This is a genomic window from Pseudomonas sp. Sample_14 (genome assembly GCF_004307515.1).
Classification (GTDB): Bacteria; Pseudomonadota; Gammaproteobacteria; order Pseudomonadales; family Pseudomonadaceae; genus Aquipseudomonas; species Aquipseudomonas atacamensis.
Genome location: NZ_RCOC01000104.1, coordinates 16,365 through 30,385, shown reverse-complemented (window position 1 = coordinate 30,385; position 14,021 = coordinate 16,365). Strand labels below are relative to the sequence as shown.

Below are 14,021 nucleotides of genomic sequence, written 5' to 3'. Positions count from 1 at the left end.
TCCCAAATATCCCCCAATCGGTCCCTCTCCCGGAGGGAGAGGGGGCCGACCGAGGTGTCTTTAGCCATACATCGACCTGAAAAAACCGAGTCGATTATGGATTCAAAGAAAAACGTTCAGGTCGGTGTATCTCCCAAATATCCCCCAATCGGTCCCTCTCCCGGAGGGAGAGGGGGCCGACCGAGGTGTCTTTAGCCATACATCGACCTGAAAAAACCGAGTCGATTATGGATTCAAAGAAAAACGTTCAGGTCGGTGTATCTCCCAAATATCCCCCAATCGGTCCCCTCTCCCTTTGGGAGAGGGCTAGGGTGAGGGGGCTTTCGGATCTTGGCTTATTCGCGTCTACTGTCCAGCGCTCCAACCACACTCAAGGACTGAATGTGACCACCCCACGCAACACCCACCTGATCGTAACCGCCCGGCTGATCTCCGATTTCGGCGCCTTCCTCAACATGGTCGCGCTGGCCACCTACGTCTACCTGCTGAGCAACAGCGCCATGAGCGTCGGCATTTTCCTTGCCAGCCGTGTCGGTGGCGGAATCTTCGCCAGTCTGATCGGCACACGCTTCTACCGACGCTGGCAGGGCCGCGCGCCGCTGATTGCGTTCGATCTGTTGCGTGCTGCACTGCTGGGGCTGCTGTTGATCACACCGGCGAGTCAGCAGGCGTGGCTGTTGCCGTTGATTGCCTTCGGCCTCGGCCTGGGCAATTCGATGTTCGCCATCGGCCTCAACAGCCAGTTGCCGCGTTTGATCGCGCCGGCGCAGCTGCTCAAGGCCAATGCCTGGATCGCCTCAGCCTCTTCAGCCGCCATGGTCGGCGGCAGTCTGGTGTCGGGGTTGCTGGTGGCTGCTTTTGGTTTCGAAACGGTCTTCGCCCTCAACGCGCTGACCTATGTGCTCGCGGCGCTGCTGATCGTGCCCCTGCGTTTCGAAAAAAACGATGTCAGCGAACAGCCGCAACGCGGTGAATGGTTTGCGCTGCGGCAGGGCCTGCGTTCGGCGCCTGTGGTCGCGGCCATGCTCGCGGTGACCATGGCCGACACCTTGGGCAGTGCCGCGCATAACGTCGGCTTCCCGATCATTTCGAAACTGCTCACGCCCGAGGCGGCGAGTACGACCTTGGGCCTGGCGCTTGCGGTATGGGCCAGCGGCAAACTGCTCGGCGCGCGCATCGCCAGTCACCTCAAGGGCTCGGAGAACAGCCACCTTGAAAGACGATTTTTCTGCGGTGTGGCGCTGATGTCCTGCGGTTTCATTCTGATGTTCCAGCAGCACAGCCTCGTGGGGCTGCTGCTGTTCGCCTTGCCGGCCGGGCTTGGTGACGGGGTTTCCGAAGTCAGCCTGATGTCACGGCTGCAACGGGAACCTGCGGCGTTGCGCCTGCCGATTTTCAGCGTGCTGACCTTGCTGCAGATGACCGGATTCGGCATCGGCATGCTGGTCGCCGCACCGTTCTATGCGTGGTGGACGCCGGGGGCCGTGGTCATGCTGTTCCACGGCATTCCCCTCGGCACCTTGGGCGTGGTGACGCTGTTGCGGATCAGGCGCGGGCGGGTTGCGCGCAGCAGCCCGACGCCAATTCCTTGAGGATCGGGCAGTCCGGGCGATGGTCGCCGCTGCAATGTTCGACCAGATCCTGCAGGGTGTCGCGCAACTCGCCGAGCTCGCGGATCTTCTGGTTCAGCTCGTCGATGTGCTGGCGCGCCAGTGCTTTCACATCGGCGCTGGCGCGCTGGCGATCCTGCCAGAGGGTCAGCAGCTTGCCGACCTCTTCCAGGGAAAAGCCCAGATCCCGCGAGCGCTTGATGAACGCCAGCGTGTGCAGGTCGTCGCTGCCGTATACGCGGTAACCGCTGTCGGTGCGATTGGCCGCTTTGAGCAAACCGATCGACTCGTAGTAACGAATCATTTTTGCACTCAGGCCACTTTGTCGGGCCGCTTGGCCGATGTTCATCGGTGTTCCTCCAGGTCCTTGGGTTTCCAGGTTTTCAACAGTAGCGCATTGCTCACCACGCTGACGCTCGACAGCGCCATCGCCGCGCCGGCCAGCACCGGATTGAGGAAGCCGAACACCGCCAGCGGAATGCCGATCAGGTTGTAGACAAAAGCCCAGAACAGGTTCTGGCGAATCTTCGCGTAAGTTTTGCGACTGATCTCCAGCGCCGCCGGCACCAGTCGCGGATCGCCGCGCATCAAGGTGATGCCGGCCGCGTGCATGGCGACGTCGGTGCCGCCGCCCATGGCGATGCCGATGTCGGCGGCGGCGAGGGCCGGGGCGTCGTTGATGCCATCGCCGACCATGGCGACTACGCCGGTTTTCTTCAGCTCGGCGACGGTCGCGGCCTTGTCGGCAGGCAGCACTTCGGCGTGGACATTTTGGATCCCCAGAGCCTCGGCCACCACCCGTGCGCTGCCGCGATTGTCGCCGGTCAGCAGGTGGCTCTGGATATCCCGCGCGGCAAGTTGTTGCACCGCTTGCAGAGCGCCGGGTTTCAGCGTGTCACCGAAGGCGAACAGACCCAGTACCTTCGGCTCGGGACTTTGCTCAATCAACCACGACAATGTGCGGCCTTCACTTTCCCAAGCCTCGGCGGATGCGCTCAGATCGCTGGTACCCAACCCGCTTTCGTCGAGCATCCGCCGATTGCCCAGCGCCAGGCGCCGGCCATCCAGCGTGCCGGCGATGCCGCGTCCGGTCAGCGACTGGCTGTCGCTGACATCGGGCACGTTCAAGCCGCGTTCGGCGGCGGCTTCCAGCACCGCTTTGGCCAAAGGATGCTCGCTGCCGCGCTGCAATGCACCGGCCAAGGTCAGCAGATTATTCTCGTCACCATCGACCGCGCTGAAGTGCGCGATACGCGGCGTGCCCGAGGTCAGCGTGCCGGTCTTGTCGAACACCACACTGCTGACTTCATGGGCGCGCTCCAGCGCTTCGGCGTCCTTGATCAGAATTCCATGACGCGCGGCGACGCCGGTGCCGGCCATGATTGCCGTCGGAGTGGCGAGGCCGAGGGCGCACGGGCAGGCGATCACCAGCACGGCGACGGTATTGATCACCGCAGTTTCCAGGGGTGCGCCGTACAGCCACCAGCCGATCACCGTGGCCAGGGCGATCAGCAATACGGTCGGCACGAAAATCTGGCTGACCTTGTCCACCAGTTTCTGGATCGGCGCTTTCGCTGCTTGCGCGTCTTCGACCAGACGAATGATCCGCGCCAGCACGGATTCCGCGCCGAGCGCCTGGGTGCGCACCAGCAAACGACCTTCGCCATTGATCGCGCCGCCGGTGACCTTGTCGCCCGGTTGTTTCGGCACTGGCAGGCTTTCGCCGCTGATCAGCGCTTCGTCGGCGTGGCTCTGGCCTTCGACGACTTCGCCATCCACCGGGAAGCGTTCGCCGGGTTTGACCAGCACCAGATCGTCGAGGCGCAGGGCGCTGATCGCGACGTCCTGCTCACGCCCGTCGATGACTTGAATCGCGCGCTCCGGCCGCAACGCTTCGAGGGCGCGAATGGCGCTGGCGGTCTGACGTTTGGCGCGGCTTTCGAGATATTTGCCGAGCAATACCAAAGCGATGACCACCGCCGAGGCCTCGAAATACAGATGCGGCATGCGTCCGGCTGCGCTGGCCCATTCATAGACACTCAGGCCATAACCGGCGCTGGTGCCGAGGGCGACGAGCAGGTCCATGTTGCCGGCACCGGCGCGCACGGCTTTCCACGCCGCCACATAAAAGCGTGCGCCGAAGATGAATTGCACGGGGCTGGCGAGGGCGAATTGCGCCCAGGCCGGGAGCATCCAGTGAATGCCGAACGGCTGCAGCAACATCGGCAGCACCAGCGGCAGAGCGAGGGCGATCGCGCAGATCAATGCCCAGCGCTCACGGTGCAGGCGTTTTTGCTGGTCATCGGACTGTGGCCGTTCGGCTTGCCAGACGCTGGCCGAGTAACCGGCCTTGCTCACCGCGTCGAGCAGAGTTTGCGTATCGACCTGGCCGAGCAATTCGAGGTGCGCACGTTCATTGGCCAGATTGACACTGACGCTGCTCACGCCTGGGACTTTGCTCAGGGCTCGTTCGACGCGACCGACACAGGACGCGCAGGTCATGCCGTCGATGCTCAATTCGACGGTTTGCCGGGGCACGCTGTAACCGGCGCGCTCCACGGCTTGCATCAGCGCCGGGAGGCTGTCGCCGGGCGCCTGTACCCGGGCCTGTTCGGTGGCGAGGTTGACGCTGACGGCACTGGCGCCGCTGACCTTGCGCAGCGCCCGCTCGACACGCCCGGCGCAACTGGCGCAGGTCATACCGGCAATCGGCAGATCGAAAGTGGTGGATTCGGACATCGGTCGCGCTCCCTGTAGTGGATGTCTACAGGATCAACCTTGCCATGCGGGCAAGGTCAAGCACCATTCCGCAAGATGTTGATCGTTCCCACGCTCAGCGTGGGAATGCCTCCTGTGACGCTCCGCGTCACGCTTCGGGACGCAGAGCGTCCATGGCTGCATTCCCACGCAGAGCGTGGGAACGATCGGCAACGGGTCGGCGCTTGGCTCAGTAACCGAGGCCGGCCGGCTTCAAGTACACGCCTTCGGCATTCATCGCCAGGCGGAACTTCAGCACATCGCCGGCATGCAGCACGACTTCCTGCGAGCCCGGTGCGAGCATGCCGGGGTTGCAACCCGGTGCCTGGCCCGGCAGCAGTTTCAAGCGCAGCGAAACCTTGCCCGGTGGCAGGTTGAACGACGTGCTCTGCTCCTGGAACAGGCGCGCCGAGAGCTGGTCCTGGATGTACACGCCGATCTCGCACGAGGTCGCCACTTCGAGACGTTCGCGGGAAATGATCAGTACCGCGTAATCCTCGCCGGCGGCTTGCACCTGCGGGACGGCGGCGAAAAGGCTGAGCAAGCCAAACAGGCCCAAAGCTGACCAGCGCATGGCTGAATCTCCTGAATTCCAGTCATTGATGCATGCAGCTTGGCCGAGCGCGACGCCGAATGCCAGCCCGGCAGTTTTTCGCAGAACTTGACCTTGCCATCGTGGCAAGCTCGAGACTGCCGGCAACCTCACTCAAAGGAGTCTTCCCATGCAAGTGTTCAACGTTCAAGGCATGTCCTGCGGTCATTGCGTCAAAGCCATCACCACTGCGGTGCAGGCGCTGGATCCGGCGGCCAGCGTGCGCGTCGATCTGGCGGCCAAGGAAGTCGGCGTCGAAAGCGCGCTGAGTGCCGATCAGGTCATCGCAGCGATTCGCGAAGAGGGTTATGAGGTGAAGCTCGTCTGAAATTGATCGTTAGCGAGCTATCGGAATGTTCAAGGCGTCCGGGCGCGGCTAGACTGTCGGGCTGCGACTTGCCCACCTGGATGCCTGATGAACTTCCGCACGATTTTGATACTCGGCGCCTTGAGCGCTTTCGGTCCTTTGGCGATCGATTTCTATTTGCCTGCCTTCCCGGCCATGGCACTGGCGTTCGGCACCGATGAGCAGCACGTTCAACTGACGCTGGCGGCGTACTTCCTCGGTCTGTCGCTGGGCCAACTGGCGTACGGGCCGATTTCCGATCGTTTCGGCCGGCGGCTTCCGCTGCTCAGCGGTGTCGCCCTGTTTACTCTGGCGTCATTGGCCTGCGCCTACGCGCCGAGCCTAGAATGGCTGATCGGCGCGCGCTTCGTCCAGGCACTCGGTGGTTGTGCAGGCATGGTGATTTCCCGTGCGGTGGTCGCCGACAAGTGCGATGCGGTGGGCTCGGCGAAGGTGTTTTCCCAGTTGATGCTGGTGATGGGCCTGGCGCCGATTCTGGCGCCGATGCTCGGTGGGCTTCTGGTCAACACCACGGGTTGGCAGTCGATCTTTCTGGTCCTCACCGGATTCAGTGCGGCGGCAGGTCTGGCGGTGGCGTTGGGTCTGCCGGAAAGCATGCCGGCCCACGTGCCGCGCCAGCCGTTGTCCGGTGCGTTGCGCCAGTACGCACGGCTGGTCAAGGATTCGGTCTACCTCGGCCACGCCCTGACCGGCGGCATCGCCATCGCCGGCATGTTCGCCTACATCGCCGGTTCACCGTTTGTGTTCATCAAGCTCTACGGTGTACCCGCCGAGCATTTTGGCTGGCTGTTCGGCACCAACGCGGCGGGGTTCATTCTGGTGGCGCAGGTCAATGCTCGTTTGCTGGCCAAGCGTGGCCCGGCGTTCTTGCTGGTGCGCGCGGTGTGGGTGTACTTCCTCGCCGGGCTGACGTTGCTGGCGGTCAGCGCGATGCGTCCAGAGGCATTGTGGCCGTTGCTGATTCCGCTGTTCATCTGCATTGCCAGCCTCGGCTGCATCATTCCCAACGCCTCGGCTTGCGCAATGAACGGTCAGGGCGCCCGCGCCGGCAGTGCGTCGGCGATGCTCGGTTGCCTGCAATTCAGCATCGCCGCCGGTGCCGCCGCGTTGGTGGGGGTGTTGCACGATGGCAGCGCCGTGCCGATGGCCATGGTCATCAGCCTGTGTGGTTTGCTGGTGGTGAGCGTCGCGCTGCTCACCCGGCGCTTGCAGAATGCCCGGGCGCTGGCGCAAGCCCAGGTCTGAACGCTCGACTTTGGAGCTCAGCCGGCGGCGCGCTGCTGGCTGGGTTCGGGAATCCGGTGGGGCGCGCAGAGTCGCGCTTCGAGGGTGCGAGTGAAGGCCAGAGCCTCGGCTTCACTGCGAAAGGTCACGACGTGCTGGTCCAGACGCACCTGCCATTGGGACTTTGCCACTTCTTTTATCAGGATCTTCATTGCTGACCTCCCTTGCGTAAAAGATGTATCGCAGAGGCTTCGATTGTAGACCCCGATACCCGCGCAATTGTGACAAGGGTCAAGCAACCGACTGACGGCAAAAAGCCCCGCAACCGCTCTGGCATCACGAGTGTTTGCGGGGCTTTATTTTTTTAGAAACCTTCTAAAACAATTTTCCCCTTGGCCTTGCCGCTTTCCAGCAGCTCATGGGCACGGCGCAAGTTGGCCGCGTTGATTACGCCGAAGTGCTCGCCCAAAGTCGTCTTCAAAGTGCCGGCGTCAATCAGCTCGGCAACGCGGTTGAGCAGCTTGTGCTGTTCGATCATGTCCGGCGTTTCGAACAGCGAGCGGGTGTACATGAACTCCCAGTGCAGCGACAGGCTCTTGCGCTTGAGCAGGCTGATGTCGAGGGACTTCGGATCGTCGATCAGCGCCAGCTTGCCTTGCGGCGCGAGGGCTTCGACCAGTTGCGGCAGATGCTGATCGGTCTGGGTCAGGCTGGCGACGTGGGTCACGCTGTCGATGCCGGCGCGCTTCAATTCTTCGCTCAGCGGCTGGCTGTGATCGATGACCATATCGGCACCGAGTGCGCTGACCCAGTCACGGGTTTGCGCACGGGAGGCAGTGCCGATTACTTTCAGGCCGGTCAATTGCTTGGCCAATTGAGTGAGGATCGACCCCACGCCGCCCGCCGCACCAACGATCAGCAGGCTCTGGCCTTGATCATTGCTGCCTTCGCTGATTTGCAGGCGCTCGAAGAGCAATTCCCACGCAGTGATCGCGGTCAGCGGCAGCGCGGCGGCTTCGGCAAAACCGAGGGACTTGGGCATGTGGCCGACGATGCGCTCATCAACCACGTGCAGCTCGCTATTGCCACCGGCCCGGGCAATCGAACCGGCGTAGAACACCTTGTCACCGGCCTTGAACAGGGTGACGTCGCTGCCGACCGACTTGACCACACCGGCAACGTCCCAGCCCAGCACTTTCGCCGCGCCGTTTTCCGGCGTCACGTTCTGCCGCACTTTGGTATCGACCGGGTTGACCGAGATGGCTTTGACTTCCACCAAGAGGTCGCGCGGGCCGGCGACCGGTTCTGGCAGTTCGATGTCCTGCAGGGACTTGGCGTCGCTGATCGGCAGCGAAGCGTAATAGGCAATGGCTTTCATAAGTGGCTCCGTACAGTTGATAGAAGGAGGAATCAGGCAATTTTGCCGAGGCGTTTGAGCTGGAAGTGTTCGATGGTGTGGCCGGCGCTGGCCTGAAACTTCTGAAAATGCGCGCTGGCGTTGTGCGCCTCAAGAATCTCGTCACTGGCCCACTGTTCGATCACATAAAAAACCTGTTGATCGGCAAGGTCGCGGTGCAGGTCGTACTGGCCACAACCCGGCTCGGCGCGGCTCGGTTCGACGAGGGCACGCAGCGCCTGTTCGAGAACGTCCTGCTGGCCGGGCTTGGCGGTCAGAGTAGCAATAGCGGTAAAGGGCTGTGACATGCGCGGACTCCAGAGAACCGGAATGAATTTGTTGGAAGCCATCATTGGCTATTTCTCTGCGCGATAAAACCGGCTAAAAGAGCAGTCTCTTTCAATATTTTTTTGATAATCGAGGCTGCGCATGCTGCGTTTTGATGACTTGCAGTTGTTTGTTCGCGCGGCGGATCTGGGCAGCCTGTCGGCGGCGGCACGGGTGATGGACATGTCTGCGGCGGTGGCCAGCGCGGCGTTGAAGCGCATCGAGCAGCAACTCGGTGCGCGGCTGCTGGCGCGGTCGACCCGCAGCCTGCGCCTCACCGCCGAGGGCGAAGGCTTCCTCGAATATGCCCGCGCCGCCCTGAGCAATCTCGACGAGGGGCGTCGCCTGCTCGCCAGCGGTCAGGATCAGGTCAGCGGAATTCTGCAACTGTCAGCACCCTCGGATTTCGGCCGTAATCTGCTGCTGCCGTGGCTCGACGCGTTCCAGCGTGAACACCCGAAACTGACGGTACGCCTGTTGCTCGGCGACCGCATCGCCGACCTGTTCCGGCAACCGGTGGACATCGCCCTGCGCTACGGCGAGCCGGAAGATTCCAGCCTGATCGCCTTGCCCATCGCGCCACACAATCGCCGCGTGTTGTGCGCATCTCCAGACTATCTGGCCCGGCATGGCGAACCGCGCCAGCTCGAGCAACTGGCCCAGCACAACTGCCTTTTGTACATGCTCGGCAGCCGCGTCCACGACCACTGGAGTTTTCACGATGGCAAGCGTGAAGTCGGCCTGACCGTGAGTGGCGACCGCTTCAGCGATGACGCTGACGTAGTGCGGCTATGGGCGGTGGCCGGTGCCGGTATCGCCTACAAATCCTGGCTCGACGTCGGCGCCGATGTGCTCGCCGGACGCCTCAAAGTGCTGATGCCGGAACTGCTGTGTGAGCGCGCACCGCTGAATCTGTTGTGCGCCCATCGCGCACAATTGAGTAAGCCGGTGAACCTGCTGAGGGAGATGCTCGCCAGCCGATGCGCCGAATTGAGTAGCCAATTTCCCGGTTTCCTCAAAGTTGATCATTAGTCGCAGGCAATTAGAGAAATTTCTGTCAGGAACAATCGCCACCTGCCCAGGCCCAGGCGCAGGACGTCTGGCTTAACCCGCTTATACTAGCGCCCGCCTCATGCCTGCACTGACACCCGGCGCGCAGACCCCGTAACGCGTTGCCGGCTTTTGGTGACGGTTGCTACTTCTGCTGCCAGGTTGTGTGCCGGAGCAGCTGGTGTCGGTGGCATCCCTTGCCACCGATCCCGGGCGATTTTCGCGTGTTGGCCGATGCCCCATAACCGGCCAGGATGTCTCCGAGCGGTAGACGATACGATTCAACAGGGAGTGAACATATGGAACATGCACCGTGCATCAGCCAGATCGCGACATTGCTGGCCGACCCCAAGCGCAGCGCGATGATGTGGGCGTTGATGGATGGCTCGGCGCGGCAAGCCGAAGAGCTGGCGCTGCTGGCCGGGCTCTCGCCGTCGTCGGCCAGTGCGCATCTGGGACGCCTGTCCGCAGGGGGGCTGTTGAACATCGAAATGCGTGGGCGCAAACGCTTCTTTCGCCTGGCGGCACCGGAAATCGGCGCGGCGATCGAAGCACTGGCCAGCGCCACCATTGCCAGCGCGCCACGGCAAATCCCTGATGCGCTGAAACGCACGGCTCCCATGGTCAGACCACAGGCGGCGCCGTCTTCGCTGTTGCGCGCGCGGTTCTGCGACGATCATCTGGGCGGTACTTTGGCGGCCGATCTGTATCAGCGCCTGCTCGATGCCGGCTGGATCGAACAGCTTGAGCAGCGGGTGGTGGTGACGCACAAGGGCTCCACCCGACTGGCCCAGCGCGGTGTGTTCATCCAGGCCCTGGCCCACCGCAACGTGCAGGTCGCCTGCGCCTGCCCGGACTGGAGCGAGCGCCGTCCGCACATGGGCGGCTCACTGGGCGCGGCGCTGTTGCAGTTGTTCATGCAGTCCGGCTGGCTGACCTTGCCCAACGATTCCCGCGCCTTGCAGTTGACCGCCACCGGCCAGCGCGAAATCCATCGCTTTGCCAAGGAAACCGAGCTGGAAACAGCGTTCTAGAGCGTTGCTCGGCGATGAGCTGAAGGCTGACGTCGTCCACGGCTGTGAACAGGTCGCATCCAGTACGACCTCTGTATGACCATCGCGCACACTCGATCCGGGGATTTTTCGGATGGGGGAGCACAACATGAATACACAACGCTTTAGTGCGGCTGAGCGCCTGGAACGGCTGCCGCTCAGCAGTTATCACCGCGTCATTTTCATCATCATAGCCTTGGCGTTTTTCTTCGACTCCATGGATCTGGCGATGATGACTTTCCTGCTCGGCTCGATCAAAGCCGAGTTCGGCCTGAGCAGTGCGCAAGCGGGGTTGCTGGCCAGTTCGAGCTTCTTCGGCATGGTGCTCGGGGCGTCGCTGTCGGGAATGCTCGCCGACCGCTTCGGGCGCAAACCGGTGTTTCAGTGGAGCATCGTGTTGTGGGGCGTGGCCAGTTACCTGTGTTCGACGGCGCAGACGGTGGAGACGCTGACGCTGTTTCGCATCCTGCTCGGAATTGGCATGGGTATGGAGTTTCCCATCGCGCAGTCGATGCTCTCGGAGCTGATTCCAGCACAACGGCGCGGGCGCTACATCGCCCTGATGGACGGCTTCTGGCCGCTGGGGTTTGTCGCGGCGGGGGTGCTCTCGTACTTCCTACTGCCGCTGATTGGCTGGCGCGATATTTTCCTGGTGCTGGCAGTGCCGGCGGTATTTGTCCTGGCGATCCGCTTTTTCATCCCTGAGTCACCGCGATGGCTGGAACAGGCCGGGCGCGACGCCGACGCGGACAAAGTGTTGAACGGCATTGAAGCGCGGGTGCGTGCTTCGCTGGGCGGTGCGGCGTTACCGGAACCGGTTCGTTTGCCACGCACGGTGACGCCGCCGGGTAATTTCTTCTCGGCACTCAAGCAGATCTGGTCGCCGCAATATCGCCAGCGCACAACGATGATCTGGAGTCTGTGGTTCTTCGCATTGTTGGGCTTCTACGGGCTGACTTCCTGGCTCAGCGCATTGCTGCAGCAGTCGGGTTTCGCCGTGACGCAGTCGGTGTACTACACGGTGCTGATCTCGCTCGGCGGGATTCCCGGCTTCCTCATGGCGGCGTGGCTGGTCGAGCGTTGGGGGCGCAAACCGGTGTGCATCGTCACCCTGCTGGGCGGCGGGGTGATGGCGTTTCTGTATGGGCAGAGTGCGGTGTTCGGCGGCAACGTCGCGTTGCTGATCGGCACCGGATTGTTGATGCAGTTTTTCCTGTTCGGCATGTGGGCGGTGCTCTACACCTACACGCCAGAGCTGTATCCGACTTCAGCGCGGGCAACCGGCTCGGGATTCGCCTCAGCCATCGGCCGCGTCGGCTCACTGCTCGGGCCACTGGTGACCGGGCTGGTGTTCCCGATTACCGGGCAGGGCGGGGTGTTCGCGCTGGGCGCGGCGTGCTTCGCGATTGCGGCGGGCGTGGTGTGGCTGTTCGGGATGGAGACGCGGGGCAAGACCCTGGAAGAGCTTACCGAGTGAACATCGATATGAATGTGGGAGCGAGCCTGCTCGCGAAAGCGGTGTTTCATTCAACGAAAATGTTGACTGACTCTCCCTCTTCGCGAGCAGGCTCGCTCCCACATTGGTTTTGCGGTGTTGCTTACGGTTTTACCAACCGCGCATCCAGGCTGTTCTGCACCAGGCGCTTGGCCTGATCCTGGGTCATGCCCAGATGCTCGTGCAGCGCATGGAAGTTCTCGGTCACGTACCCGCCGAAATACGCCGGGTCATCGGAGTTCACCGTGACCTTCACGCCGCGCTCGAGCATGTCGAGGATGTTGTGCTGCGACATGTGATCGAACACGCAGAGCTTGGTGTTCGACAGCGGGCACACGGTCAGCGGAATCTGCTCGTCGATGATCCGCTGCATCAGGCGCTCGTCTTCGATGGCGCGCACGCCATGGTCGATGCGCTGGATTTTCAGCAGGTCGATGGCTTCCCAGATGTATTCCGGCGGGCCTTCTTCACCAGCGTGGGCGACGGTGAGGAAGCCTTCGTCGCGGGCGCGATCGAAGACACGTTTGAATTTGCTCGGCGGGTGGCCCATCTCGGAACTGTCGAGCCCGACCGCGACAAACGCATCACGGAACGGCAGCGCCTGATCGAGGGTTTTCTGCGCTTCGTCTTCGCTGAGGTGGCGCAGGAAGCTGAGGATCAAACCGCTGCTGATGCCCAGTTGCGTCTCGCCATCCTTGAGCGCGGCGGCGATGCCGTTGAGCACCACTTCGAACGGGATGCCCCGGTCGGTGTGGGTCTGCGGATCGAAGAACGGTTCGGTATGAATCACGTTCTGTGCTTTGCAGCGCAGCAGGTAGGCCCAGGTCAGGTCGTAGAAGTCCTGCGAGGTGCGCAGCACATCGGCGCCTTGGTAATACAAGTCGAGAAATTCCTGCAGATTGTTGAAGGCGTAAGCCTTGCGCAGGGTTTCGACGTCGCTCCACGGCAGGGCGATCTTGTTGCGTTCGGCCAGGGCGAACAGCAGTTCAGGCTCCAGCGAACCTTCCAGATGCAGGTGCAGTTCGGCTTTGGGCAAGGCGTTGAGCCAGTCGTACATAGTCTTTTCTCATCAGGTGCAATGCCGGCATTCTACAGAGGCTGGCCGCAACAATTGGCAAAACCTGACCAGGTGATCGATCAAACCGCCTCTTGTTCACGGCGATAGGCGTAGGTATCGGCGAAGCGCGACAGCAGGAATTCGGCACAGGTGGTGGTCGGATATTTCGCCGGATGCTGTGCGTCCTGGCAACCGGGCAGGCATTCGATGCGCGTGTCCGGGTGCGGTTCGGCGAAGAACGGCATCGAATAGCGATCCACGCCCAGCGGGCTGATCACCCGGTGCGGGGTCGAGCGATAACGGTCGTTGCTCCAGCGCGCCATCATGTCGCCGAGGTTGACCACGAACGTGCCGTCAATCGGTGGCGCGTCGATCCATTCACCATTGACGTTCTTCACCTGCAAACCGCCGGCGCTGTCCTGATAGAGCAGGGTGATGCAGCCGTAATCGGTGTGGGCGCCGGCACCTTGTTGCTCGGCGGAGCTGGCGGTGTGACGCGGCGGATAATGGATCATGCGCAACACGCTGACCGGGTCGACAAAGCGCGAATCGAAGAAGTCGCGCTCGATGCCCAGCGCAATGGTCATCGCCCGCAACAGGGTTTGCGCCAGCGCCTGCATGTCGAGGTAATGCTGCTCCATCAGCGTTTCCCAGCCGGGTTGCGCCGGATGCCGATTGGGGCCGCGCAAAGGTTTTTCCGCGAGCACCTCGGGATGTTCGTCCGGCAGATGCAGGCCCATGTCGAAAGTTTCTTTGAGATCGCTGGGTTTGTCCGGGTCCAGTTGCTCTGTGGCAATCGCGCCGTAGCCGCGATGGTGGCGGGTCTGAGTAATGTCGATCTTCAGTTTTTCTGCGGCTGGCAATGCAAAGAAGCGCTGGGCGTGATCGAGCAGGGCGTCGATGCGCTGCGCCGAGATCGGATGGCCCTTGATGTAGAAAAAGCCCCACTCGCGACAGGCTTGGTCGATTTGTTCGGCCACCGCAGGCCAGGCGTTTTCGTCGTCGCTATAGAGCGGGCTGATATCAATGATCGGAAGCTGATCCATACACAATCCTTGAATACGCTGTGTTTCCAATGTGGGAGCGAGCCTGCT

14 protein-coding genes are annotated in these 14,021 nt (G+C 62.2%); 6 read left to right on the top strand and 8 right to left on the bottom strand.

Features of this window, described 5'->3' with window-relative positions; all coding sequences use genetic code 11:
* Positions 1-383 precede the first annotated feature (383 nt).
* A complete protein-coding gene (locus D8U61_RS27225) occupies positions 384-1,592 on the top strand; it encodes an MFS transporter (RefSeq protein ID WP_130928026.1) in 1,209 nt (402 codons plus the stop codon).
* Here D8U61_RS27225 and cueR read toward each other — a convergent pair.
* The 3 genes from cueR to D8U61_RS27210 all read right to left on the bottom strand — a co-directional run bounded on the left by cueR (position 1,546) and on the right by D8U61_RS27210 (position 4,941).
* Positions 1,546-1,959, bottom strand: a complete 414-nt coding sequence (cueR, locus tag D8U61_RS27220; RefSeq protein WP_016771827.1) for a Cu(I)-responsive transcriptional regulator — start codon at positions 1,957-1,959, stop codon at positions 1,546-1,548. The genes D8U61_RS27225 and cueR overlap by 47 nt on opposite strands.
* Positions 1,956-4,349: a copper resistance metal-translocating P1-type ATPase CueA gene (gene cueA / locus D8U61_RS27215; protein ID WP_130928025.1), complete on the bottom strand. Its 2,394-nt coding sequence runs from the start codon at positions 4,347-4,349 to the stop codon at positions 1,956-1,958. The genes cueR and cueA overlap by 4 nt, the downstream gene beginning before the upstream one ends.
* Positions 4,350-4,557: 208 nt before the next feature.
* Positions 4,558-4,941 (bottom strand): hypothetical protein, encoded by a 384-nt coding sequence (locus tag D8U61_RS27210; protein ID WP_024011458.1) that lies wholly within the window; start codon positions 4,939-4,941, stop codon positions 4,558-4,560.
* Positions 4,942-5,089: 148 nt separating this feature from the next.
* On the opposite strand from D8U61_RS27210, the gene D8U61_RS27205 reads away from it, so the two are divergent.
* Together D8U61_RS27205 and D8U61_RS27200 are read left to right on the top strand one after the other, a co-directional pair.
* A complete protein-coding gene (locus tag D8U61_RS27205; RefSeq protein ID WP_041479643.1) occupies positions 5,090-5,287 on the top strand; it encodes a cation transporter in 198 nt (65 codons plus the stop codon).
* 87 nt (positions 5,288-5,374) lie between these two features.
* Positions 5,375-6,571: a multidrug effflux MFS transporter gene (locus tag D8U61_RS27200; RefSeq protein WP_024011460.1), complete on the top strand. Its 1,197-nt coding sequence runs from the start codon at positions 5,375-5,377 to the stop codon at positions 6,569-6,571.
* A gap of 17 nt (positions 6,572-6,588) precedes the next feature.
* Here D8U61_RS27200 and D8U61_RS27870 read toward each other — a convergent pair whose 3' ends face one another.
* The 3 genes from D8U61_RS27870 to D8U61_RS27190 all read right to left on the bottom strand — a co-directional run bounded on the left by D8U61_RS27870 (position 6,589) and on the right by D8U61_RS27190 (position 8,254).
* Positions 6,589-6,762 carry a hypothetical protein gene (locus tag D8U61_RS27870; protein WP_016771823.1) on the bottom strand — a complete coding sequence of 58 codons (174 nt, stop codon included), beginning with the start codon at positions 6,760-6,762 and terminating at the stop codon, positions 6,589-6,591.
* 152 nt (positions 6,763-6,914) lie between these two features.
* A complete protein-coding gene (locus D8U61_RS27195) occupies positions 6,915-7,928 on the bottom strand; it encodes a zinc-binding alcohol dehydrogenase family protein (protein ID WP_130928024.1) in 1,014 nt (337 codons plus the stop codon).
* Between the two features lie 32 nt (positions 7,929-7,960).
* Complete coding sequence (locus D8U61_RS27190) at positions 7,961-8,254, bottom strand: putative quinol monooxygenase (protein WP_122611296.1); 294 nt, start codon at positions 8,252-8,254, stop codon at positions 7,961-7,963.
* Between the two features lie 121 nt (positions 8,255-8,375).
* Here D8U61_RS27190 and D8U61_RS27185 point away from each other — a divergent pair, with 121 nt between their 5' ends.
* From D8U61_RS27185 to D8U61_RS27175, 3 genes are all read left to right on the top strand, one after another.
* Positions 8,376-9,305 carry a LysR family transcriptional regulator gene (locus tag D8U61_RS27185; RefSeq protein WP_110603751.1) on the top strand — a complete coding sequence of 310 codons (930 nt, stop codon included), beginning with the start codon at positions 8,376-8,378 and terminating at the stop codon, positions 9,303-9,305.
* A 317-nt stretch (positions 9,306-9,622) separates the two neighbouring features.
* Positions 9,623-10,357, top strand: a complete 735-nt coding sequence (locus D8U61_RS27180) for a helix-turn-helix transcriptional regulator (protein WP_016771819.1) — start codon at positions 9,623-9,625, stop codon at positions 10,355-10,357.
* A gap of 127 nt (positions 10,358-10,484) precedes the next feature.
* A complete protein-coding gene (locus D8U61_RS27175) occupies positions 10,485-11,852 on the top strand; it encodes an MFS transporter (RefSeq protein ID WP_125926203.1) in 1,368 nt (455 codons plus the stop codon).
* 121 nt (positions 11,853-11,973) lie between these two features.
* On the opposite strand, the gene D8U61_RS27165 is transcribed toward D8U61_RS27175, so the two are convergent.
* Both D8U61_RS27165 and D8U61_RS27160 read right to left on the bottom strand, forming a co-directional pair.
* A complete protein-coding gene (locus tag D8U61_RS27165; protein WP_130928023.1) occupies positions 11,974-12,927 on the bottom strand; it encodes an adenosine deaminase in 954 nt (317 codons plus the stop codon).
* An 80-nt stretch (positions 12,928-13,007) separates the two neighbouring features.
* Entirely contained in the window at positions 13,008-13,973 is a 966-nt protein-coding gene (locus tag D8U61_RS27160) for a 2-oxoglutarate and iron-dependent oxygenase domain-containing protein (protein ID WP_130928022.1), read from the bottom strand.
* Positions 13,974-14,021: the final 48 nt, after the last annotated feature.